Source organism: Clostridium sp. UBA7503, from assembly GCF_002477055.1.
GTDB lineage: Bacteria > Bacillota > Clostridia > Clostridiales > Clostridiaceae > Clostridium_J > Clostridium_J sulfidigenes.
Genome location: NZ_DLNT01000050.1, coordinates 11,055 through 35,807, shown reverse-complemented (window position 1 = coordinate 35,807; position 24,753 = coordinate 11,055). Strand labels below are relative to the sequence as shown.

Here is a 24,753-nt window from a genome sequence, read left to right as displayed (position 1 = left end):
TATTTACTCTTTATTTTTCTATAAATCTCGGCTTATCTTCTTCTAGCAATTTCTTAAAAACAGATATAGGATCCTTAACTTTACTTAAGAACATCATGGCAGCAATTATATATGGCTTAAATCCAGCTTCACGGTATAGTAATTCACGGTAACGATTAAATACACATTTTTCCACTTCCCCAATTTCACAATTTACACCTGTTATATCCGCTGGTAAACAATGAAGATATAATGCTTTACCATCCTTAGTAAACTCCATAATTTTTTCATTACATTCCCAATCCTTATATTTAGCATTTTCTTTCAACAATTCTTTTTCAAGTTCATCAATACCTGCTATATCACCCTTTGAATATAGTTCTGTACGTTTTTCCATAGCTTCAAATGGTGCCCAGCTCTTTGGATAAACTATATCTGCATTTTTAAAGGCTTCTTTCATAGAATTAGTCTTTGTAAAGCTTCCACCGTTCTTCTCTACATTTCCCTTAGCAACTTCCTCTACTTCAGGAAGTACATCATATCCTTCTGGATGTGCTAATACAACTTCCATTCCCATTCTTGTCATAAGTCCAATAACTCCTTGCGGAACCGAAAGTGGTTTCCCATAAGAAGGTGAATAAGCCCAAGTCATAGCTAATTTTTTACCTTTTAAATTTTCCACTCCACCAAAATAGTGAATCAAGTGTAATAAATCCGCCATACATTGAGTTGGATGGTCTATATCACATTGTAAATTAATCAGAGTCGGACGTTGTTCTAATACTCCATCAGCGTAACCTTCCTGAACAGCATTAGAAACTTCTTTCATATAAGCATTACCCTTTCCTATAAACATATCATCTCTAATTCCAATTATGTCTGCCATAAAAGAAATCATATTTGCAGTTTCACGGACAGTTTCTCCATGCGCTATTTGAGATTTTCCTTCATCGAGATCTTGTACCTCTAATCCTAATAAGTTACATGCACTAGCAAAACTAAATCTAGTTCTAGTAGAATTATCTCTAAATACCGAAATACCTAATCCACTATCAAATATTCTCGTCGATATATTATTTTCTCTCATTGAACGAAGAATATCAGCAACAACAAATACTGATTCTAATTCTTCATTACTTTTTTCCCATGTTAAGAAAAAATCATTATTGTACATCTCCCTAAAATCTAGTTTTTTAAGTCTCTCCATAAGATTTTTAATATTTTCCACAAAATCCACCCCTTGATTTTTTAATCTTCTATTCCAAAATAAATTTCTATGCTTAATTCTTTTGTAGTTCACCGCAAATCCACTTACTGACTAGTTAATTAAATTATAACTCTTATACCATTTTTTGTAAATATAAAATCTAAATAATTTAAATTTATTCATAAATTTATTATACTTATTCATAAACTATAGTTAAGTATATATTTTTTATATTAACTAGTTAGTAAAATATTTACATCACTTCATGAATTATGCATAAGATATAATTATAAATTTAGAGGGGGAATTAAATTGCAAACAACTAACGCTCCAAAGAAATCGCTTCTTAGAATTAAATTAGATGACAAACCACCTATGAAACAAACTTTAATTCTTGCATTTCAAGCAATTTTTGCATGTTTCAGTGGTATAGTAGCAGTTCCACTAGTAGTAGCTGGTGCACTAGGATTAAAAATATCTGACACATCATTTCTAGTCTCATGTTCCCTATTTGCTTCTGGTCTTACAACACTTATTCAAGCTAAAGGTATTGGACCTATTGGAAGCAAGCTTCCATTTATCATGGGTACCTCCTTTGCTTTTGTAAGTCCGGCTATTGCCATCGGTAGTACCTATAACGGCAACATGACTTTAGGTATTGCTACCATATGTACAGCTACAATGGTAGGTGCCTTACTAGAAGTAATTCTAAGCTTTTTTATTAACTATATTAAAAAAATTTTTCCACCACTCGTTACTGGTACTGTTGTTACTATGATAGGTATTACTATCATTCCTGTTGGAATTGATTGGTTAGCTGGCGGCTCTGGAAATCCAAACTATGGAGATCCTAAATTTCTATTGCTTGGTGCTATTGTCCTAATTATTATTATAATTACCAATCAATCTAAAAATACTTTTATAAGCTCTTGCTCAATATTTATAGGTATATTATGTGGATATTTATTAGCTATTCCTTTCAACTTATTAGACACTACTCCAATATCTGCTGCATCCTGGATTTCTATTCCTAGACCTCTTAAATTTGGAATTAAATTTTCTGTACCAGCTATTATTAGTTTTTTAGCTGTTTATCTAGCAACTACTGTAGAAACTGTAGGTGATACTCTAGCTATTGGAGAAGCATGTGAAATTGAGGTTTCTAACAATCAACTTTCTGGAGGTGTACTTTGTGATGGACTTGGATCAATTCTAGCTGGATTTTTTAACTCTACTGCAAATACATCCTTTAGCCAATGTACTGGCCTTATAAATGTTACAGGCGTTGCTAGTAGGTTTGTTATAATTATAGCTGGAGTAATATTATCTATAATGGGTTTCATACCAAAATTTTCCTCTATAATATCAATTATGCCGAGTCCAGTTCTTGGAGCTGCTGGTATAGTCATGTTCGGTTCTATTGCTTGTTCTGGTATTAAAATTCTAGGCAAAGTTGATATGACTAGAAGGAATATTTTTGTAATTGGGATATCTTTTGCTTTAGGTGTAGGTGTCATTGTTAGACCTGAAGCTCTTAGTATGTTCCCAGAATCCTTACAAATAATCTTTGGTTCCGGTGTAACAACTGCAACTATATTTGCTGTAATATTAAATTTAATCTTACCTAGTGATAAGTCTCAAAAACCTGTTATTAAAACTAAATCTGGTATGCCTTTAAACAAATAACTACTTTGTATTCCTCAAATCTATATAAGAGATATAGAAAGTTAATCAATACTCTTTATATCTCTTATTTTTTTGCAAAAAATCCTATGCCAAATATTAACTGGTATTATTTTCTATTAAATTTATTTCTTAAGGGATTTTTTTGTAGCATTAAATATTTTTTGATATCCTGTACATCTACATAAATGTCCAGATATTTCTCTTTTTATTTCTTCATCAGTATAATCTTTACGATTATTTACCAATGATGTAGTCGTAAGTACTAATCCTGGAGTACAGAATCCGCATTGAATTGCACCCTCTTCTATAAATGCCTTTTGCACCTTTGATAAGTTTCCATTTTCTGATACACCCTCTATGGTTAAAATTTCTTTTTTATGAGCCCAAACAGCCATATAAATACATGAATCTATAGGTATTCCATCCACTAGTACTGTACAAGCTCCACATTCTCCAACTGAACATCCTTGCTTTACTCCTGTAAATTGAAGTCTATTTCGCAATACATCTAACAAAGATTCTCGTACATCTACTTCTAAATTATAATCTTTTCCATTTACTTTTACTGATATCTTTCTATAATTCTTATCAATCATATTAAAATCCCACCTTATTTAGTTACTTCATAAATACCTCGTACCGTTAATTCCTTTATTAAATGCTCCCTATAAGCTTTTGATGCTCTCCATGAGTCTCTAGCACTTGCTGATTTTACTGCATATTGTGCAATATTATTAATATTTTCTTCCGAATTTTCTAAACCAAGGGCATACTTCTCTGCATCCTTACATCTTATAGGAGTAGGCGCAGCTACCCCTAACGCTATTCTTAAATCTTTAAATTTATTTTCCTTCATACTAGCTACAACGCATACACTTAGCATAGAAATATCCATTGCCTTTCGATTACTATACTTAATATATGTTCCTCTTACTCCCTCATAGTCTTTTTTCTCAATTAAAATACTTATTAGAATTTCATCTTTTCTTATATTAACCTTTCCAGGACCTTGGTAGAATTCCTCTATTGGAACTATCCTCTCTCCCTGAAAACTTCTAAGTCTTAATTTAGCATTAAAAGCAAATAAACTTGGTGCACTATCTGCTGAAACAGCTCCATTACATACATTTCCTCCAATAGTGGCCATATTTCTTATCTGTGGTCCTCCCATAGATACAGCCCCTTGACCTAAAGCAGGAATAAAATCTTTTATAATTTTATTTCTATATATATTGGTAAAGCAGGTAGTGGAGCCAATTTCTATGGTGTCATTTTCTAGAACCTTTATAAAATCTAATTCGTTTAAATTTTTTAGACTTAAAAGTTCTATTTCTTCCATATCACCACGATGTAATTTAATTAAAACATCAGTTCCACCAGATATTATTTTTAAATTATTATTTTCATAAAGAATTTTTACTGCCTCTTCTAAACTGCTAGGTTCTAGTATATTCTTAATATCAAACATTTTTGTCTTTAATAGAGCTTTAATCCTCTACTAAAGTCCACCTCCTTCTATATTGATAACTTCAATTCAATATCTATAAAATCTGTACTATTAAATTTAATGGAAACCCTATATTAAGCCTTCTTCTTTAAACTTTTCGAATACTCTTTGCGGATTCATTGGTATTTTATTAAAGGCAACACCAGTTGCATCTAAGACTGCATTTCTTATAGCTGGAGCTGGAGAAAGTGTTGTATTTTCTCCTAAAGATTTTTGTCCAAAACTTCCTGCATCATCTGGAATTTCTACAAATGCTGAATCAATATTAGGCGTGTCTAAAATAGTTTGTAACTTATAGTCTAAGAGATTGTTATTAAGAGCTCTTCCAGTCTTCTCATCAAATATCATTTGCTCCGATAAAGCATATCCGAGTGCCATACTTACACCACCGTGAACTTGCCCTTCTGCTAGCATTGGATTAATTATAGTTCCAGAATCATGAATATTATATATTTCTACTACGGTTATTTTACCAGTTTTTATGTCTACTTCAACCTCTGCAAAGGTTGCTCCATAAGCAACTACATTAGTCCTTATATTAACAGAAGTATCACTAGTTATAGGAGAACTGTAAATCCTATCATAAAATGATTCTAATGCTATTTGTTCAAGAGTACAAACAACTATACCCGTTGTTTTTTCAACTATATTACAATTAACTATATCCATTACCTCTGGATTGAGGCCATTTTTTCTGCTAGCAAACTGAAGAACTTTACTTTTTACCTCCATAGCACCTTTTTTAACTGCAGCACCTGTAACAAAAGTCTGTCTTGATGCATAAGAACCTGTATCAAATGGAGTAACATCAGTATCTTGATTTGAAATTACATGAACCATATTAATTGGAATTCCTAAAACTTCTGAAGTCATTTGTGCAAATATAGTATCACTACCTTGCCCAATTTCTGTAGCCCCAATTTGCAACTGTACTGAACCATCTTGATTCATCACAATTCTTGCCCCTGCTGCTTCTAGAGCTACAGGATAGGTACCTGCAAAATAACTAAAACAAGCTATTCCTACTCCACGTCTTAAACTACCTGTTTGATTTTTATATAGCTTTTTCTTTTCATTCCAATTTATTAATTCCATTCCCTTTTCAAGACACTGTGATAGTCCCATGGAACGCACCACATTTTTGGAGGATGGATCTACATGATTTTGCTTTACCAAATTTTTCAATCTAAATTCCACAGGATCTATGTTTAGTTCTCTAGCAATATCATCTATATGACTTTCTAGAGCAAATGAAATTTGTGGAACCCCATATCCTCTCATAGCTCCTGCTACCGGCATATTAGTATATACAGTTTTAGGCTCATATTTTATAGCATTAAAATCATATAATGGTCTGAATTTACTTCCACAGCTCATGGTCACCGAATGTCCATGGGATGCATATGCTCCATTATTTACCAGATTTTTTATATCTATTGCTAGTAACTTACCCTCCTTAGTAACTCCAGTTTTAAATGTAAATCGCATAGCATGACGAACTCTTGTGTCTATAAAACATTCTTCTCTAGTTAATGCATATCTAACTGGTCTTCCATTAACCGCAAGTGTCATTGCTGCAGTCAATGGCTCTATAACAACATCTTGTTTATTTCCAAATCCACCACCAATATATGGCTTTATAACCCTTATTCTTCCCAATGACAACCCTAATGCCTGTCCTACTATCCTTCTTACAATATGTGGTATTTGAGTAGAAGTTACTATTACAATTCTTCCATCTGACTCCATAAAAGCATATGCACTATGATTTTCCAGATGACAATGTTGTACAGTACTAGTATTAAATTTACCTGTAAATACTTTGTCAGCTTCCTTTAACTCTATTTCTACGTCTCCTACTTCATTGCCAAAAGAGCTAATAATATTATTTTGTCTTTCTTCATGTATTATTGGAGCACCTTCTTTTATAGCTTCTTCCTGGTCCATTACAAATGGTAACACTTCATATTCTACATCTATAAGTTTTATAGCTTTTAGAGCTATTATTTCATCTATGGCTACAACTGCCGCCACTGGTTCTCCATAAAAGCGAACTTTATCAGTAATGATTAATCTATCTTCTACATCTCTATGTGCTTCATCAAAGGTCCAAGGGTGTCCAGCCGTTGCAAATTTTATTTTTGGTAAATCTTGATAAGTAATTACTGCTTCGACACCTTCTAAACTTTTTGCTTTAGAAACATCAATACTTCTTATTTTTGCATGGGCATAAGGACTTCTAAGCACCTTTCCTATTAGCATTTCCCTTTCAAAATAGTCATCCGCATACTTAGCCTTCCCTGTAACCTTTGCCACACCATCTAATCTAGATACACTACTACCTATTACCTTATAACTCATAATTCTCTTTAGCAAGATTATAATCCTACTAAAGCACCTCCCTTTATTCTTACTGATTAATTAGTCACAAAAATATATAACTATACAAACTTTTTAGTGTTTTCTATAACTTTAATTCTCTACCTACGTAATTTCCTTTTTCATTACTTACCAATTTTCCATCCTTTACAATAAATCTTCCCCTTGAAATAGTCGTAATTACTTTACCTTTTACATCTAGTCCTTCATACAAATTGTAGTCACAATTAGAATGAGAGTATTTTATTTTATGCCTATCTAAAGGGTCAAATATTACAACATCAGCATCTGATCCTGGGAGTAACGTTCCTTTTTTAGGATATAAACCATGAATCTTTGCTGGATTCTTTGTAAATTTATCAATTATTTTATCACCAAACATTGCATACAATAAATTAAAAGAATATTCTATTCCTCCTATTCCCATAGGAATTAAATCTAAAGTTTCTCTTGCTTTTTCATTAGATTTAAATGGACAATGATCAGTACCTATCACACTAACATGCTCTATATTTTTTCTTAATTCATCAATTTCTTCTAAAGATCTAAGAGGTGGCGTTAAGGTATATAGAAAGCCATCGTTTAATAAATAATTATCTTTAGATAAATAAAAGTATTGAGGGCAGCTTTCTATAAATAAATTTTTATTTATTAAGCTTTTATATAAATCCATAATTCGTCTTAAAGATTCTCCTGAACTAAGGTGTACAATATACATATATCCATCCATATTCTTAGTCATTTCAGCTAAAGTTAAAACTTCTGTAGTCTCACATAATGTGGGTCTATTTTCTTCATGAAATCTTACTGGAAACTTTCCTTCTCTGATTAACTCTTCATTTTCACTATGAGATATAAGTATAACTTTCATTTTTTTTGAAATTTTTAGTAAATTACCGATAGTTCTTAAGCCAGTTTTTCTATTACTGGAACTATAAGTAGTAAAGAATTTTATGCTACAAATTCCCTTCTTTTTAATCTCCTCAATAAATAGTTCTTCATTATCCTGAAAATTTGCAATAGTACTATGAAATCCATAATCTATAACAGAAACCTTTGCCTTTCTTTTTCTGTCTACAAAAGCTTTTTTTAACTCTTCAATATTTTTTACAGGATCTAAAAAATCTATAAATGTTGTAATTCCACCATATGCAGCTACTATAGAACCATTGTAAAAATCATCAGCAGAAACCTCATTACCCACACTAAGCTGAAAATGTACATGAGGATCTATAAATCCTGGTAATACATAATTTCCTTTTGCATCATAAATATCTTTTGATAAGAAAATATCCTTTGACAGGTTTTTAATAATCCCATTATCAATGTACAAATTTCCTTTAATAAATTCCCCTTCCACATATATATTTCCATTGACTATAGCCAAATCATAACAATTCAAAATATCAACCCCATACATTTACTTTATACTAATATTTTACAATTATATTCTTTTAATCACTATAATATGTTATTTCACCAATAGAAATTACTGATATCATATATTTAATTAAATTCTCTAATACGGATGTTGATAATTTTCATTGTAATAGATTACATTATTTTTAAAATCCCACTATACAAAACTTTAAAAAAGTATTATACTGTTAGTGATTTGATGAATTATTGAAAATATTTTGTATATTTTTAATGTTAAACTTATTTAGTAAGGGGGTATTTTTTAAGTGTGTTGTAACTTAGAAAAAAATCAAATGTTTAAGGAATTAGAAGATTTTATTAATTCCTTACCTAGCAAAGATGGAGCTTTAATAGAGGTTTTACATAAAGCTCAGCATATCTTTGGATATCTACCTAAGGAAGTTCAAACTTTCGTCGCTAATAAACTTAATTTACCTATATCTAAAGTTTATGGTGTTGTAACATTTTACTCATTTTTCACTACAGAACCTCGTGGTAAAAATGTAATAAACGTGTGCATGGGTACTGCATGTTTTGTTCGTGGTGCTGGAGATGTTCTTAAAGAATTTGAAAAAGAACTAGGTATTAAATCTGGACAAACTACAGAAGACATGAAATTTACACTAGGTTCTTTGAGATGCGTTGGTGCTTGTGGTCTAGCTCCCGTTTTAACCATAAATGATAAGGTTTACGGTCACTGTACTCCAGACCAAGTAAAAAGTATATTAGCTGAATATGAGTAGAATTAGGAGGTAACAAAGTTGAATAAAATAAATTCCTTTGAAGAACTAAACAAAATTTATCAGGAATACAAATCATCCCTTGATATTAGAAAAGCAGCTGGTATCGATGGCTTTATTTGTGAAAAAAATAACTATAAGAAAGAAATACTTATTTGTGGAGGAACCGGATGTAAGTCTGCACAAAGTGATTTAATTAAAGATAACCTTGAAAAAGAAATTAATAAGTTAGGTTTGGAAGGTGAAGTATACGTTTCCATAACTGGTTGTTTCGGTTTCTGTGAAAAAGGTCCTATAGTAAAAGTTACTCCAGATGACGTATTTTATGTTCACGTAACTCCTGAGGATGCTGAAGAAATTATAAGTGAACATATTGTTAATGGAAATGTTGTACAAAGATTGCTTTACGAAGAGCCAACTATAAAAGAAAGAGTTACGACTCAAGATGAAATGACCTTCTATAAGAAACAAGTAAGAATAGCTCTTAGAAATTGTGGATTAATAAATCCAGAAAGTATTGATGAATATATTGCTGAAAAAGGATATTTAGCTCTTGGAAAGTGCCTAACAAAATATACTCCTGATGACATAATAAATATTATGTTAAAATCTGGACTAAGAGGAAGAGGCGGCGGCGGCTTTCCTACCGGAAAGAAGTGGCAATTTGCAAAAGGCTATGATGCTGATCAAAAATATATTATTTGTAATGCCGATGAGGGTGACCCAGGTGCATTCATGGATCGTTCAATTTTAGAAGGAGATCCAAATAGTGTTCTTGAAGCTATGGCTATTGCTGGTTATGCTATAGGTGCTACTAAAGGTAATATCTATATTAGAGCTGAGTATCCACTAGCAATTCAAAGACTTAGAATCGCTATAAATCAAGCTAGAGAATATGGACTCCTTGGTGAAAATATACTAAATTCAGGCTTTGATTTTGATATTGAAATTAAATACGGAGCTGGTGCCTTTGTATGCGGTGAAGAAACTGCTCTTATTCACTCAATAGAAGGTAACCGTGGAGAACCAACAAATAAACCACCATTCCCTGCTGAATCTGGACTTTGGAATAAGCCAACTTGCGTTAATAACGTTGAAACTTTAGCGAATATTCCAGCTATTATTAATAATGGTCCAGATTGGTTTAGTTCAATCGGCACTAAATCTTCCGCTGGTACTAAGGTTTTTGCTCTTGCTGGTAAAATTAATAACGTTGGTCTTGTAGAAGTGCCTATGGGAACAACCTTAAGAGAAATTCTTTTCGAAGTAGGCGGAGGAATTAAATTTGATAAAGAATTCAAAGCTGTTCAAACAGGAGGCCCTTCTGGTGGATGTATTCCTAAAGAATTTTTAGATACTCCTATTGACTTTGATTCTTTAAGTGCTATCGGTTCTATGATGGGATCTGGTGGAATGATAGTAATGGATGAAGACAACTGTATGGTTGATATAGCTAAATTCTATTTAGAGTTTACAAAAGAAGAATCTTGTGGTAAATGTACACCTTGTAGGATTGGTAACACTCGATTACTTGAAATTCTTGAAAGAATATCAAAGGGTGAAGGTGATTTAAGTGATCTAGATAAGCTTCAAGAGCTTAGTAACACTATAAAAGATACTTCACTTTGTGCTTTAGGACAAACTTCTCCTAACCCTATTCTTAGTACAATGAAATATTTCTATGATGAATATAGAAGTCACGTTGTAGATAAAATTTGTCCAGCAGGAGTTTGTAAGGACCTTATGAAATTTGTTATTACTGATAGATGTATTGGCTGTACTAAATGTGCAAGACAATGTCCAGTTGGATGTATCCAAGGTAAAGTTAAGACTAAGCATGTAATTGAATATAGTAAATGCATTAAATGTGGTGCATGTAAATCTAGCTGTCCAGTTGATGCAATAGATCTAGTTTAATAATTTAAAAGAGGTGAAAGTATTGAGTTTAGTTACACTTAAAATAAATAATAAAGAAATATCAGTGGAGCAAGGAACCACAATTCTTGATGCTGCACGTAAGCTTAATATAAAAATTCCTACCCTTTGCTACCTAAATCTTCATGATAAAAAGACAACTAATAAACCTGGTTCTTGTAGAGTTTGTGTAGTTGATGTGGAAGGAAGAAAAAATTTAGCACCATCTTGTTGTACAGCTGTTGCTCCAGGTATGGTTGTTAATACTAGTACTCCAAGAGTAATAGCGGCAAGAAAAACTATAATTGAACTTTTATTATCAGACCATTCTATGAATTGCTTAACTTGTCAAAAAAATTTAAATTGTGAACTCCAAGAGCTTGCTAGTACTTATGGAGTAACTAATTTAAAATATACTGGTTCAAAATCTGTAGCTGTAAAAGAACTTGAAAATCCATCTATAGTAAGAGATACTTCCAAATGTATTTTATGTAGAAGATGCGAAGCTGTTTGTAGCCAAGTTCAAAAGGTTGGTGCAATTGGACCAATAAATAGAGGTTTTAATACCACTATAAGCACCGCATTCTTTGAAGATCTAAATAATAGCGCTTGTACTTTATGTGGTCAATGTATAAATGTCTGTCCTACTGGGGCCTTAATGGAAAGAGATAATACTATAGATGTATTAAACGCTATAGGTGATAAAGATAAATATGTAGTAGTTCAAACTGCTCCGGCTGTTCGTGCAGCACTTGGAGAAGAATTTGGTATTAAAGAAGGTGCTGTTACTGGTAAGATGGTTGAATCACTAAGAGAACTTGGGTTTGATAAGGTTTATGATACTGATTTTGCAGCAGATCTAACTATTATGGAAGAAGCAACAGAATTTCTAGGAAGATATAAGAGTGGTGAAAATCTTCCTATGATTACTAGTTGTTGTCCTGGATGGATTAATTTCATAGAAAAACACTATGGGAACCTATTAAATCTTCCATCAACATGCAAATCTCCTCAACAAATGTGGGGAGCTATTGCAAAAACATACCTTGCTGAAAAATTGGGTATACCATCGGAAAAACTTTTTGTTGTATCTGTAATGCCATGTGTTGCTAAAAAATTTGAAGCTAACAGAGAAGAATTTGTCAATGAAAATGATAATCCAGACATCGATGTAGTTATAACTACAAGAGAATTAGCTAAGATGATTAAACGTTCTGGATTAGAATTTTCTACTCTACCTTCTTCTGATTTTGATACTATTATGGGTGAATCTACTGGTGCTGGGGTTATTTTCGGAACTAGTGGTGGAGTTATGGAGGCTGCTTTACGTACTGCTTATGAATGGATTACAAATAGTACTTTAGAAGAACTTGATTTTAAATCTGTTAGAGGTCTAGATGGAATCAAAGAAGCTTCATTAGTTATTGATGGTAACACTATTAATATAGCTATTGTAAATGGACTTGCAAATGCAAAGAATTTGTTAGATAATATAGAAGATACATCTAAAAAATATCACTTCATTGAAGTTATGGCATGTCCAGGAGGATGTATAAACGGTGGTGGTCAACCATATTCTAATGAGCAATATTCATTAATAGAAAAAAGAATGAATGCTCTTTATAGTGAGGATGCTAATAAGGTTATAAGAAAATCTCATGAAAACCCTGAGATAATAAAGCTTTATGATGAGTTCCTTGGAAAACCTAATGGAGAAAAATCTCACCATTTACTTCATACTCACTATATAAATAGATAAACACCTTAATTTAGTTATTAGTTATTAGTCCCTAACTAATATAAATATAAACATAAAAATGATGGTATAAANNTTTATACCATCATTTTTATGTAGTTCCTTATTTACAATTATAAAAATTAAAAACATATAAAGTAATATTATCCTAAGTTATAAAAGAATGTTACAAATACTGGAACTAAAGAACTTAATATAACTCCATTTATAAATGCTATTACAGCTATCTCTGGATTTGTTGCTTTAGATATAAGTGGTAATGTTGTATCCATAGAAGTTGCTCCTGCAGGTGCTATGGCAGTGTAGCCATTCAGTTTTTTAGCTAATATTGGAATTGAAATAACTGTTATCATCTCACGGAATACATTTGTTAAAAATGCTATAGCTCCTAAAGTATCTCCACCCATTTCTTTAAGCATTACTCCTGATAAGCTATACCATCCAAATCCTGAACCTATAGCTAAGCTTTCATTAAGAGCCATATTAAATAGGAATCCTACTAAAAGTCCTCCTAATAAACTACCTACAATTCCTCCAAATGGTACTAACAAAACCTTAAATCCTGCCTTTTTTAGATCTTTAAATATGGTCTTGTTGCCACCTACATCTATGCCAACTAAAAAGATTAAAACAAATAACGAAATGGATGCAAGATTATCAATACTACTCATTATTTCTGGTGGAAACACAAAATAACCACAACCCATTCCAACTAATATAGATACTATTATTATGTACGTCATATTACTTGTCCTCCCCACATGCCTCATTTAAAAGCTCACTACACTCTTCAATTACAACATTTCCATCTTCTACAATCTCTGCATTTAAAATTTCACTATGAATTTCAGTAACCACTTTTTCATTTTCTATGATTTCCACATTTAAGATTGATTCTTCCTTGGTTAATTGATTCTCCTTAGGCATAAACTTTTCTGATAAAATATACACAAGTACTATACTTACACCTATTGTAGCTACTGCAAATAAAAAAGACTTTAACCCTATGGTCGGAAGATTTTTTATTATGCTTTTATCGGCTCCTATAGAAGCTCCCATAGAAAATAATAAGAATATTACACCAAGTTGTTGTAATTTACCATTTATTATTTTCCCCTTTTCACCTAATTTTAGAAAGTAACCTATAATGGCACCGAGTATTAATGCAATTAAAATTTCCATATGTCCCCCTCCTTTACCACGTTATTATATCATAGATTTGGAAACAGTTACATTATATTTAGATTATTTTTATTATATTTAACTTTATACCTTTATACATGAAATTATTTGTAATAATAATGATAAATATATTTAATCTTGAATATATATAGGATATATTAAAAATTGATAAATAAGGAGTTATAATATGAAGAACATCTTTATGCCTTACTATATTAACGGTGATACTATTAGAGATATGTATAAAATAGCTATAAATAGATATGAAAACATTGAAATAAGTGGAAAAAGAGAAGAAACTACAATTCAAGCTACTCTACCATTGTCTGAACTAACTTGTGGAAAAATTATTCAAGGTTCCGCTACAGTGACTTTATCTAAAAGCACTCAAAGAAAATCAATAGATGAAATAGAAAATTCATCTATTAATTTATTTATAAATCTAGAAACTTTATTAAATCGAAACAATGCAATCAAATCTTTAAAATCAAATAATGACTTAAATACAATTTCTCCTGGCGATATTGTAGAGTTCCAGTGTACTATAGAAAAATCAGATAGTACTTTAGAACTTTTAAGAAATACATTAGAATTACTTGAGTTTCAACAAATAACTTCTGATATAGATAATACCTCTATGATTAATTGGATAAAAAGAAATATAAAATCTTTAACAGAAGATAAAGTATTAAAATATCCTACCTCCTTTCCTTTTGATTCAGATACTTTAGTTATTACTTCTGTTTGTAGTAAACATGCATCTATGGACATAGAGTGTTATATTGGTAGACCTTGTACAATTGTCGGTGAAATAGCAAGTTATGACTATCCTCAGTCAAATCATAATATTATTGATAGCAACCCTTTAGTATCTAAATTATTATGGGGTTTTATTACATCTCATAGCAACTATAAAGACTTTGTTTCTCATTTAAACTATAACAACGAATTTCCTTCTGATAAGAGAGTGTTGGAAATTGTACCTTTTATAATTTATATGTAATAAATATATTTTATGGTAATATTTTAATATTATACTAATATTAATAATTATATCTATTAATATTAGGGGGATTTATATGGACAAGTATTTTAAACTTAGTGAAAATGGAACTAACGTAAAGCGTGAAATTGTTGCTGGAATTACTACTTTTCTAACAATGGCTTACATTATTGCTGTAAATCCTAATTTCCTTAGTACTGCTATGGGTGATGGTACTGCTGGAGCACTTGTAACTGCTACATGTCTAGCTGCGGGACTTACTACTATACTCATGGGACTATATGCTAACGCACCTTTTGCACTGGCATCTGGTATGGGACTTAACGCCTTCTTCGCATTTACAGTATGCGGTGCCATGGGTGTTCCATGGCAAGTAGCACTTACTGCTGTTTTTGTAGAAGGTATAATTTTCATCATTCTATCTGTAACTAGAGTGCGTGAAGCTGTGGTTAATTGTATTCCACTTACAATGAAGCATGCTGTTACTGCTGGTATTGGACTTTTTATTGCTTTTATAGGTTTAACAGGTGCTAGTATTGTAGTATCTAATGAAGCTACCCTTGTATCGCTAGGTTCTATGGTAGCTCCTAGCGCTATAATCGCAGTTATTGGCATTCTTATTATAGCTGTTTTGAACTCTAAAAATATTAAGGGAGCTATGCTTTGGTCCATTCTGATTTGTTCTATAATTGGTTGGATATATGCAGTTATAAATCCTGAAGGAGCTACTGCCGCTGGCATATATCTTCCAAATGGATTATTCAAATATGAATCTATCAAATCAATTGCATTCAAGCTTGACTTCTCCGTATTCACTAATAGTTCAGCTCTTCTTAATTTTATAACAATTTGTCTTACTTTCTTGTTTGTAGATTTTTTTGATACAGTTGGTACTTTAGTTGGTGTATGCTCTAAGGCAAATATGTTAGATAAAGATGGTAATGTACCAATGGCAAGAAAGGCTCTACTAGTAGATGCTATAGGAACCACCTTTGGTTCTTTAGTTGGAGTTTCAACCGTTACTACTTATGTAGAAAGCGCAGCTGGAGTTAGTGAAGGTGGAAGAACTGGACTAACAGCTGTTACTACGGGTATTCTATTCTTATTGGCAATGTTCCTATCTCCAATATTTATATCTATACCTGGTTGTGCTACAGCTCCTTGCTTAATTTGGATTGGTTTTATGATGTTAGAAAGTGTTATGAAAATAGACTTTACAGATTTTACTCAAGGCTTCCCTGCATTCATTACTATAGCTGCAATGCCATTATGTTATAGTATCGGTGATGGTCTTACCCTTGGAGTTCTTTCATATACATTAATAAACTTATTAAATAACATATTTGGTAAGAAAGAAAATAAAAAACCAATCTCAATAGTAATGTATATTCTATCCATCATATTTATACTAAAACTTATATTTATGTAATTTATGTTTTAGTTATAATTAATTTAAAAAGGTAACCGCTGAAAATTTTTCAGTGATTACCTTTTGTATATCTATATATCCATAAGATTTCTTCTATAATTCATATATAACCTTCTTAGTCTTATCATATCTTCATCTACAATTAATTGTAACTCAGATAATTCTTTATAATTTTTATCATTAATTGCTTCTCTCATTTGAGTAAATAAGCTTTTACTTACATAATTATCTTTCATAAGTTTTTCTCTTAGCTTATTTATTTCACTCCATTTTTCAAGATCATACTCCATAAAATCATCCCCATTAGATCTTCTAATATTTCTAATTTCATTAGAATAGTTCGGAAGAATTCTATGCTCTAACTCAGTAGTCCATCTTTCAAGTACAGCTTCCTTATATCCTTTAATTACTTTATTAGTTATTACTCCATCTTTAGTTAAAACATGTACTCTGAATTCATCTTCAAAAGCTAATAAATTTTCATATACAGTACTTGGCGCCTTACCAAAATACTCTTCTCTTTCTGCCTCTGTATAGAATTCAAATACATCTTCTTCACTTCTATAACATCTGCTTTCCTCTAGGTAAGAAGTTTTTTCTCCTGGTTTTTTAGAAAGTTCTGCTAAAAGTTCTTCTCTACTTTTATTATTTGTAACTACATAGCTTATTCCATCTACCATAGATATTATAACTGAAGATAATACTAAATAAATATTTGTATTAGGATTTGGTGATCTCAACTCAAACCTAGTAGCCATTGGATTAATTGCATCTCTCACTAGTCCAACAAGGATAGTTCTATTTCTTGAAGGCACATCTTTAGTAAATCCTAATGAAGTTACTATACATACTGGCGCTTCAAAACCTGGTTTTAATCTTTGTAATGCATCATAGTTTGAAGAAACAAAGGGATTTATTACTTCATAATTCTTTAATACCCCCATTATTGCTCCATATCCTACCTCACTTAAAAAGTCTTTTTCAGCATAACTATGGAATAGATTCATCATCTTACCATTTTTAAGCTTTAAAGTAACGCCTACATGTAAATGTTCTCCATTTCCTGCTACTTCTTCAATTGGTTTAGCTTGGAATGTAACTTCGAGACCATTCTTTCTAAAAGTTTCTTTGATTAAACCTCTTACCAAAAGCTCATTATCACAAGTTTGAAGAGCTGTAGAAAACTTCCAATCCACTTCTAATTGTTCCATTATGTGAGTTAGAACTCCTGATTCAGATAGTTTAGCTTTAACTCCCCCTACTTCTTTATGCCCCATTTCTGGTTCTAGACCATATTTAGCTAATAAATCTAAAGATTTTTCTAATGCTGTTCTTACAGGACCCTTGGTTCTCTTCCAGTACTGCTCCTTTAATACTTGCGATGTGGATAATTCTTCTATTTCAGCTAATTCATTTGGAGTATTTACCCAAAACTCTAATTCTGTTGCTGCTGTGATACTTACATCCTCTATCTCATCATAGTTAATGTCAAAGTTAGCTAAAAACTGTGGATTTTCTTCAAATAACTTCATCATGGAAACTCTAAAGTGATCTACAGAATTTTTTAGTATATACCTAGAATCTACGGCAATATCTTCATGATATAAGTGACATGGCATTCTAATAGTTCCTACTGGTTTATTTGTTTCTTCATCTATATAATCATAATTGTAATCTACATACCAATTACAAGTTAAATCAACCTTCATATCTACCTTTGCATTATTAAGGGTAGCTATTCCCGGTAATATTACAGATGATCCATCAGTCTGGACAGCTGTACCATGTAAAAATGTCTCAATATCTTCTATGAAATTTTTAACAGGAATTTTTTCGTCTGTATCATTACCTAAAAAGTCAATACCAACTAGAGAAACAAATTTTATTTCCTTATACTGCTGAAGTATTTTTAGTAACTCCTCTTTATTTTGTTTATTAGTAGGTATTACAAATAATAAACTCATATAATATAAGCCCCCTTTTATAATTGTGTTCAATATTTGCATTATAGCATAATATAAAAATAATGAATATAATCAATTTTATTAACAATAAGTTAATATATATAGTTATTTATCGCTTTTTTATTAACAATATATTAATTTTTTACTTTTTGTTAATATATAATCCTTTACATTGCAAGTTAAACCTTTTCACCTTTCGTAAAATATTTAATTAACCCAATATAAAATTCGCCTAAATATTTTAATATTTATAATATTTTTTCTCATTCAAATTATTCTTTCTATTAATTATAAAATTCATACAAAATTTAGAACTCTAAAATTACCCAATATATTGACATAACTTTAATAGAATTATACTATTAATTTATTGGCTAAAGTTGACTAAATTTAATAAATATATAGTTTATATAAGAAATTAAGGAGAATAGATTTATGAAATTATTATTTTTCGATACTGAAACTACTAGTATAAAACCAGGTAATATATGTCAATTGTCATATATTACTGTTGATACTAGCACAAAACCTCAAACAACAGTAGGTAAAAATTATTTCTTCACTGTAGAAGAAATGAGTGAAAGTGCTGAAGCTGTACATGGCTTTTCTTTAGAAAAGCTCTACGAACTGAGTAATGGAAAATATTTCGAAGATACTTATGAGGAATTTATAGATGATTTTATCAATAGTGATATAATTATTGGACACAATGTTCAATTTGATATTAAATTTTTAAAAAGTGAACTAGAATTTTTAGATATTCCTTTTAATCCTAAAGGTTCATTTTGTACTATGTCATATTATAAAGAAATATGTAAAGCTACTAATTCTAGAGGCTTATTAAAAAATCCTTCTCTTGGAGAAGTGATAAACTTTTTAAACCTTAAGGAAGATTCTCTTCAAAATAAATGCACTTCTCTATTTGGTGAGACATCTGGCTACCATGATGCAAGATTTGACACAACTTGTGCTTATATGTTAGTAATTCAAGGAATAAAATCTGGATTAATTCCTCCAAAATTTTTTACTAATATGTTACAATTTAAGTAATACTGTGAATTAAAACTTTTATTTTAGGAGTGATTTAAATGATAGCTATTAAAAATGTTACTATCCACACTATGACGGAAGATGAAATTATTAAAAATGGTATTATATTAATTGATAATGGCAAAATATGCAACCTTGGTTCAAACATAGCAATTCCTGAAAACATAGAAATTATCGATGGGAAAAACGGCTTTTTAATGCCAGGTATTATTGATGCTCATTGTCATATTGGAATGTGGGAAGATGGATTAGGATTTGAAGGTAGTGATGGAAATGAAACTACTGATCCAGTTACACCTCATCTTAGAGCTATAGATGCAATAAATCCTGTGGACAAATGTTTTCAAGAAGCATTAGAGGCTGGTATTACAACTGTAGCAACTGGTCCTGGAAGTGCTAATGTAATAGGTGGAACCTTCGCAACTATGAAAACTTATGGAAAAACTATAGATGATATGGTTATTAATGAGTGTACTGCTATGAAATCTGCCTTTGGAGAAAACCCTAAGCGAGTTTATAGCGGTAAAAAAGTTACTCCAAGTACTAGAATGGCTACCGCAGCTATCCTTCGTGAAAATTTAATAAAAGCTAAAAATTATGTAGAAAAACAAGAAGCCTTCAAAAAAGGTAATGATAAAGCTCCAGACTTTGACATGAAGTTAGAAGCCTTAGCAAAGGTCATCAGAAAGGAAATTCCATTGAAATCTCATGCTCACAGAGCTGATGATATTCTTACTGCTATTAGAATAGCTAAAGAATTTGATTTAAACCTTTCTTTGGAACATTGTACTGAAGGACATTTAATAACCGAAAGCCTTAAAGATGAACATATAAAATCTATAATTATAGGTCCAAGCTTATCTGATAGAAGTAAAGTAGAACTGAAAAATTTAACATTTAAAACTCCTATGATTTTAAACAAAGCTGGAATAAAGGTTTCCATTATGACAGATCATCCTGTAATTCCACTTCAATATATATCTCTATGCGCTGCCCTTGCTGCTAGAGAAGGAATGGATGAAGAAGAGGCTTTAAGATCTATTACCATAAATCCAGCACGTGCAATAAATGCTGATCATAGAGTTGGTAGCATTGAAATAGGAAAAGATGCAGACATTATAATATATAATGGACATCCTTTTGATCTTAGAAATACTGTTAAACTGGTAATGATTGATGGTACAGTAGTTAAAAATCAATTCTAATTTAATTAGTGATTAATTTATGTATATAAATAAAATATAACAGAATATTATTAGGGGATTCCTTATTTAGAGTATGCCTAGTTACATTGATATGTAGCTAGGTATATTTTATTATTACATATTCCACTTCTTATCTTTACAATTCTACCATAACTTACATTTACAAATCTTAGGTTAATTTGTGGACTTTAGTTTTAAATTTTGTATAATACTAATTACAGCATGAAACAATCTTTTTATAGATAAAACCTTATTCTTTAATCATTTTATATTGTATATATTAAATTTTATTTTATAAAAAATATATGCAAATTTTAAGGAGGTAAGATTATTGATAGATAACATTAAAAAGAATTTAATTATTATTCCTTTAAGTATTTTAGTACTATCAATTGTGGCTTTAATTTTATTAAATATAGGTGCAGCTACAATACCCTATAAAACATATTCAGATTTTTTACTGGATTTAGAAATTAATAATATATCTAAAGTATCCATGTCTCAAACACCTAAAATTACCGTTGTGGATAAATTTGGAAGTAAATATTCTACAGATAATCCTAATAGTAATACGCTTAAAGAAACTCTTTTAAAAGAAGGTATTTCAGTTGAAAGCTCATCAACTTTACCAACAAATCAACGTATAGCAGTTATATTCCTCAGCCTTTCTGCTGTAACTACTATATTTATGGCTATAAAAAGGAATAGTTCTGGTGGATCAATGACTTCTATTACTGCAATTGATGGACAAAGTGTTTCTAAGGATAAATTTAGATTTAATTCTGTAGCTGGTAATGATGAAGCTAAAGAAAGTTTAAAGGATATAGTAGATTTTCTTAAAAATCCAGAAAAATATGCTTCTTACGGCGCAAGAATGCCTAAAGGTGTAATTCTTTATGGAGATCCCGGAACTGGGAAAACTCTATTAGCAAAAGCTATAGCTGGTGAAGCTAATGTTCCTTTCTATGCTGTATCTGGTTCAGACTTTGTTCAAATGTATGTTGGAGTAGGTGCAAGTAGAATTAGAAATTTATTCAAGAAAGCTAAGACTCATGGTAAAGCTGTTATTTTTATAGATGAAATCGATGCTATAGGTAAGCAACGTAGTTCTAATAAATCTGGTAATTCTGATGAAAAGGATCAAACCTTAAATGCTCTGCTAACTGAGATGTCAGGATTTAAAGAAAGTGAAGGTATTGTAGTTATAGCAGCTACTAATAGACTTGATATATTAGATGAAGCTCTTTTAAGACCTGGTAGATTCGATAGACATATAGAGGTGTCTCTTCCAGATATTAATGCAAGAGAAAAAATATTAAACCTTCACTTTAAAAATAAACCAGTAAGTGATATGAACATAAGAGATATCGCACATAATACAGCCTATTTTTCTGGTGCTAAATTAGAAAATTTAGTAAATGAAGCTGCTATAATTGCATGCAAAGAAGATGCCCCATATATCACTGGTGAACATATGGATAAAGCCTTTTCAATAGTAGTTGCTGGTCATGAAAAATTAGATAAAGAAGCTCTTAAAGAAGAAGATATGAAAATTACTGCTTACCATGAAGTTGGACATGCATTGATTTCCTACTTAAAGGTTCCAGAAGAAAAAATCTCTAAAATAACTATAATCCCTACCTCTAAGGGTGCAGGTGGATACACTTTGACTATAGGTGAAGATAACACCTACACTAATCTAGATTATTTAAAAAGAAAAATCATGGTTTTATTGGGTGGAAGAGCTGCCGAAGAAATTATCTTTGGCGAAGAAAAAATAACTACAGGAGCCTTCAATGATTTAAAGAAAACTACCAATATAGTTAATAATATGGTATGTGAATATGGTATGGGAAAATCTGTAGGTCTTTTAAGACTTTCAGAAATGCAAGGAATATCTACTGATTATTATACTACAGTAGTATTGGAAGAGTGTAAATCTGTACTGGATGAATTGTATAACGAAGTTAAAAACACCTTAAATAATAATTTAGATTTATTAGTTAAGCTATCTGAAGAATTACTTTTAAAAGAAACTCTATATACTGATGACATTCTTAATCTAATATATGGTAAAACAAGCTAATCTATGCACAATAGTCTTTGAAACCTAGGGGTATTTCCTTAGGTTTTTATTTTAATGCTAATTATTAGTGTAGCATACCTGTACTTATATATATAAAAAGGCATGAAACCATTTTGAATTTCTAGGTTTCATACCTTTTATATTTTATATAGGTAATATTATATGTTATATATTAGATAAGTTTCACCTGAAATTAAAGCTTATCTAGTTATATATCGTTTAAAATACTATTGTAGCTTAGATAGCTCTACTGCTAGTTTTGCTCCAACCTTAGCATTATTAAATACTAATTGAATGTTAGATTCTAAACTTGATCCTCCTGTAATCTCTTTAACCTTAGAAAGTAAGAATGGTGTACTTTCTTTTCCTACTATCCCTTTTTCTTCCGCTTCCTTAACAGCTGTTTCTATAGCATTATTAATTGTATCATAGTCCATTTCAAATTCTTCTGGTATTGGGTTTGCAACAACCATACCACCCTCTAAACCTAAATCCCATTTAGCCTTTAATGCTTTTGCAAGGATTTCTTCACTATCCATTTTATAGTCTACTTTAAATCCAGATTTTCTTGTGTAGAATGCTGGTAATTCTTCTGTTTGGAATCCTACCACAGGTACTCCCTTAGTTTCTAAGTATTCACGAGTTAACCCTATATCAAGAATAGATTTACACCCAGCACATACTACAGCTACGTCAGTCATAGCTAATTCTTCAAGGTCAGCTGATATATCCATAGTCTGTGCAGCACCTCTATGAACTCCTCCAATTCCACCTGTAGCAAATACCTTAATTCCAGCAAGTGCTGCAATAATCATTGTAGATGCAACTGTAGTAGCTCCATTTAGTTTATTAGCAACTATAAAAGGTATATCCCTTCTGCTAGTTTTTATTACTCCAGAAGTTTTTCCTAAAAACTCAACTTCTTCAGTTGTTAATCCAACCTTTAATTTTCCTTCAAGAATAGCTATAGTTGCTGGGATTGCTCCATTTTCTCTAATTATGCTTTCCACTTTTAATGCAGTTTCTACATTTTTAGGGTAAGGCATTCCATGAGATATTATAGTTGATTCTAAAGCAACTACTGGCTTTCCTTCCATTAATGCTGCTTTTACCTCTGGGTTTATATCTAAATATTTTTCTAACATTATTTAATCTCCTCCAATTTTTTATTTATATTTTCCAAAGACATATTTGGATTAATAGTATCTTTATGAGTAATTGCCAGTGAAGAACAGGCTGAAGCAACCTTCAAAGTATGTATTAAATCAAAATTATTCATACTTGAGTATACTAATCCAGCAACAAAAGCATCCCCTGCACCGTTAGCATTGACAACTTTAACTTTAGGTGGAGTAAATAATCCTTTGCTTATCCCATCATTATAATATACTCCTTCTTCACCTAGACTTATAAATACATTTTTTACACCTAAGTTCAAAAAGTAATCACTAACTTTTTCCACCTCATCCATAGTACTAATTTTCATTCCAGATAAAATCTCAGCTTCAATTTTATTAGGTTTTATTGTATGAAACTTATGAATGATGTCCTTTACCTTAACTGCCTTAGATGATGATACTGTATCTAAGAAAAATTTTGTATTTTTAAAGTTATTAACTACATACTCTATTACTTCCTTAGGAATATTAGTGTCTATAATACATATTCTAGAACTTTCAATTACTGATTTTTTAGTTTTAATAAATTCTATGGTCATCTTATCATAGATATCCATGGATGAAATTGCTACTTTCATATCTCCAGAATAATCAAGAACAGACATATATACAGATGTAGATTCTCCATCTAATTTAAGGCTATATTCTAAATCTAAACCAATTTCTCTGCCTTCATCTATAATCTTACGACCATACATATCATTACCAATAACAGAAATTAGTTTTGTAGAAACTTCTAATCTACACAAATTTTCACCTATATTCCTACCAACCCCACCTAAAGAAAATTTTATATTTCCAGGGTTAGAATCATTAAGTCTTAACTCATCATTAGAAAATCCTACTATATCTATATTAGTTCCCCCTATTATAGATACAAAATTTTCTTTACTCATTACATATCCTCTACCTGAGATATATCCTTTTTTTATAAGGTTTCCTATATGTACTCCTACAGATGACCTAGTAATCTTAAGAATATCTGCTATTTCATTTTGAGATATTAAGGGGTTATCCTTTATAAGATTTAATATTTCTTCTTCTCTATTTGTCATCATTTTCTCCTCTT

General features: G+C 30.9%; 19 protein-coding genes. 9 read left to right on the top strand and 10 right to left on the bottom strand.

Translation table 11 applies throughout. The features are described 5' to 3' along the window. Nucleotides 1-10 precede the first annotated feature (10 nt). Nucleotides 11-1,207, bottom strand: coding sequence for a knotted carbamoyltransferase YgeW (gene ygeW / locus B3630_RS15130; RefSeq protein WP_346899592.1), 1,197 nt, complete (start codon nt 1,205-1,207; stop codon nt 11-13). A gap of 291 nt (nt 1,208-1,498) precedes the next feature. On the opposite strand from ygeW, the gene B3630_RS15125 reads away from it, so the two are divergent. Next, on the top strand, nt 1,499-2,872 hold the full coding sequence (locus B3630_RS15125) for a nucleobase:cation symporter-2 family protein (RefSeq protein ID WP_346899590.1): 1,374 nt from the start codon (nt 1,499-1,501) through the stop codon (nt 2,870-2,872). Between the two features lie 122 nt (nt 2,873-2,994). On the opposite strand, the gene xdhC is transcribed toward B3630_RS15125, so the two are convergent. The 4 genes from xdhC to B3630_RS15105 form a co-directional block, all read right to left on the bottom strand. Continuing rightward, the gene (gene xdhC, locus B3630_RS15120) at nt 2,995-3,468 is read right to left on the bottom strand and encodes a xanthine dehydrogenase subunit XdhC (RefSeq protein ID WP_346899588.1); all 474 of its coding nucleotides are present in this window, start codon (nt 3,466-3,468) and stop codon (nt 2,995-2,997) included. A 14-nt stretch (nt 3,469-3,482) separates the two neighbouring features. Next, nucleotides 3,483-4,340 carry a xanthine dehydrogenase FAD-binding subunit XdhB gene (gene xdhB, locus B3630_RS15115; protein WP_346899586.1) on the bottom strand — a complete coding sequence of 286 codons (858 nt, stop codon included), beginning with the start codon at nt 4,338-4,340 and terminating at the stop codon, nt 3,483-3,485. Between the two features lie 108 nt (nt 4,341-4,448). Continuing rightward, complete coding sequence (gene xdhA, locus B3630_RS15110; RefSeq protein ID WP_346899748.1) at nt 4,449-6,740, bottom strand: xanthine dehydrogenase molybdenum-binding subunit XdhA; 2,292 nt, start codon at nt 6,738-6,740, stop codon at nt 4,449-4,451. A gap of 103 nt (nt 6,741-6,843) precedes the next feature. Then, the gene (locus B3630_RS15105) at nt 6,844-8,160 is read right to left on the bottom strand and encodes an amidohydrolase family protein (RefSeq protein WP_346899584.1); all 1,317 of its coding nucleotides are present in this window, start codon (nt 8,158-8,160) and stop codon (nt 6,844-6,846) included. A gap of 283 nt (nt 8,161-8,443) precedes the next feature. Between B3630_RS15105 and nuoE the strand changes: the two genes are divergently transcribed. From nuoE to B3630_RS15090, 3 genes are read left to right on the top strand one after another with little or no spacing between them, the layout of a single operon-like run. Beyond that, nucleotides 8,444-8,920: an NADH-quinone oxidoreductase subunit NuoE gene (gene nuoE / locus B3630_RS15100; RefSeq protein ID WP_414632616.1), complete on the top strand. Its 477-nt coding sequence runs from the start codon at nt 8,444-8,446 to the stop codon at nt 8,918-8,920. Between the two features lie 18 nt (nt 8,921-8,938). Continuing rightward, nucleotides 8,939-10,834 carry an NADH-quinone oxidoreductase subunit NuoF gene (locus B3630_RS15095; protein ID WP_346899582.1) on the top strand — a complete coding sequence of 632 codons (1,896 nt, stop codon included), beginning with the start codon at nt 8,939-8,941 and terminating at the stop codon, nt 10,832-10,834. A 22-nt stretch (nt 10,835-10,856) separates the two neighbouring features. After that, nucleotides 10,857-12,590, top strand: coding sequence for an NADH-dependent [FeFe] hydrogenase, group A6 (locus B3630_RS15090; protein WP_346899580.1), 1,734 nt, complete (start codon nt 10,857-10,859; stop codon nt 12,588-12,590). A 140-nt stretch (nt 12,591-12,730) separates the two neighbouring features. Here the strand turns inward: B3630_RS15090 and B3630_RS15085 are convergent, their stop codons facing one another. Beyond that, nucleotides 12,731-13,330, bottom strand: a complete 600-nt coding sequence (locus tag B3630_RS15085) for a lysine exporter LysO family protein (RefSeq protein ID WP_346869579.1) — start codon at nt 13,328-13,330, stop codon at nt 12,731-12,733. A gap of 1 nt (nt 13,331) precedes the next feature. Further along, entirely contained in the window at nt 13,332-13,769 is a 438-nt protein-coding gene (locus B3630_RS15080; RefSeq protein WP_346899578.1) for a LysO family transporter, read from the bottom strand. A 187-nt stretch (nt 13,770-13,956) separates the two neighbouring features. Between B3630_RS15080 and B3630_RS15075 the strand changes: the two genes are divergently transcribed. Together B3630_RS15075 and B3630_RS15070 are read left to right on the top strand one after the other, a co-directional pair. Further along, the gene (locus B3630_RS15075) at nt 13,957-14,772 is read left to right on the top strand and encodes a hypothetical protein (RefSeq protein WP_346869577.1); all 816 of its coding nucleotides are present in this window, start codon (nt 13,957-13,959) and stop codon (nt 14,770-14,772) included. A 76-nt stretch (nt 14,773-14,848) separates the two neighbouring features. Next, nucleotides 14,849-16,201, top strand: coding sequence for an NCS2 family permease (locus tag B3630_RS15070; protein ID WP_346899576.1), 1,353 nt, complete (start codon nt 14,849-14,851; stop codon nt 16,199-16,201). A 71-nt stretch (nt 16,202-16,272) separates the two neighbouring features. Here the strand turns inward: B3630_RS15070 and B3630_RS15065 are convergent, their stop codons facing one another. Beyond that, complete coding sequence (locus B3630_RS15065; RefSeq protein ID WP_346899574.1) at nt 16,273-18,165, bottom strand: glutamine synthetase; 1,893 nt, start codon at nt 18,163-18,165, stop codon at nt 16,273-16,275. Between the two features lie 435 nt (nt 18,166-18,600). On the opposite strand from B3630_RS15065, the gene B3630_RS15060 reads away from it, so the two are divergent. The 3 genes from B3630_RS15060 (at nt 18,601) to B3630_RS15050 (ending at nt 22,506) form a co-directional block, all read left to right on the top strand. Next, complete coding sequence (locus B3630_RS15060; protein ID WP_346899572.1) at nt 18,601-19,215, top strand: 3'-5' exonuclease; 615 nt, start codon at nt 18,601-18,603, stop codon at nt 19,213-19,215. Between the two features lie 38 nt (nt 19,216-19,253). After that, nucleotides 19,254-20,420, top strand: coding sequence for an amidohydrolase (locus B3630_RS15055; protein ID WP_346899570.1), 1,167 nt, complete (start codon nt 19,254-19,256; stop codon nt 20,418-20,420). 334 nt (nt 20,421-20,754) lie between these two features. Then, nucleotides 20,755-22,506, top strand: a complete 1,752-nt coding sequence (locus B3630_RS15050; protein WP_346899746.1) for an ATP-dependent metallopeptidase FtsH/Yme1/Tma family protein — start codon at nt 20,755-20,757, stop codon at nt 22,504-22,506. 227 nt (nt 22,507-22,733) lie between these two features. Here the strand turns inward: B3630_RS15050 and B3630_RS15045 are convergent, their stop codons facing one another. Both B3630_RS15045 and B3630_RS15040 read right to left on the bottom strand, forming a co-directional pair. Continuing rightward, on the bottom strand, nt 22,734-23,651 hold the full coding sequence (locus tag B3630_RS15045) for a pseudouridine-5'-phosphate glycosidase (protein WP_346869572.1): 918 nt from the start codon (nt 23,649-23,651) through the stop codon (nt 22,734-22,736). Beyond that, entirely contained in the window at nt 23,651-24,739 is a 1,089-nt protein-coding gene (locus tag B3630_RS15040) for a PfkB family carbohydrate kinase (RefSeq protein ID WP_346899744.1), read from the bottom strand. The genes B3630_RS15045 and B3630_RS15040 overlap by 1 nt, the downstream gene beginning before the upstream one ends. Nucleotides 24,740-24,753: the final 14 nt, after the last annotated feature.